This window comes from Vibrio sp. 378, from assembly GCF_033339435.1.
Genome location: NZ_JAWOUO010001085.1, coordinates 1 through 536 on the forward strand (window position 1 = coordinate 1; position 536 = coordinate 536).

Here is a 536-nt window from a genome sequence, read left to right on the forward strand (position 1 = left end):
GTTTGCTTTCGGCTCTTGAGCTTTTTCAGCTTGTTGAGGTTTTGGCTTACGCTTCTGGTTACGGTTTGGTTGCTGTTTGTTTGCTGGCTGTTGAGCTTCGTTTTGCTCATTTGCTTGCTCTTCACGAGGCTTACGGCGACGACGGTTATCACGGTTTTCACGACCTTCGCGGTTATCGCGTTGGTTGCTACGACGACGGTCGTTGCGATCGCGTTTGTTGCGCTTGTTGTCGCGGTTTGATTTCTTCTCTTCTTGTTTTGGTTCTTCTTTTACTTCTTCAGAACCACCAAATAGGAAGCTACCTAGTGCTTTAAACAAACGGCTGAATAGGCCAGGTTTTGCTTCTTGCTCTACTTCTTTCTTCTTCGCTACCGGCGCAGGTTTAGAAACAGGAGCTGGAGCGGTTTGAGCTGGCGCTGCAAAGCCCTTAAGAACAGGCTCTTCGATTCGCTTAGGTTTGATGTCTGTTTCAGAAGGTTCTTTACCTTCTGCTTCTTTCATTGCTTCCAACTTCTTAGGAAGTAGGTAAGAAATTA

Annotated in this window: 1 pseudogene; it reads right to left on the minus strand. The window is 46.5% G+C overall.

Annotated features, from left to right (window positions below):
* A pseudogene (locus R7Q48_RS30500) lies at positions 1-501 on the minus strand (ribonuclease E); the annotation flags it as partial.
* Positions 502-536: the final 35 nt, after the last annotated feature.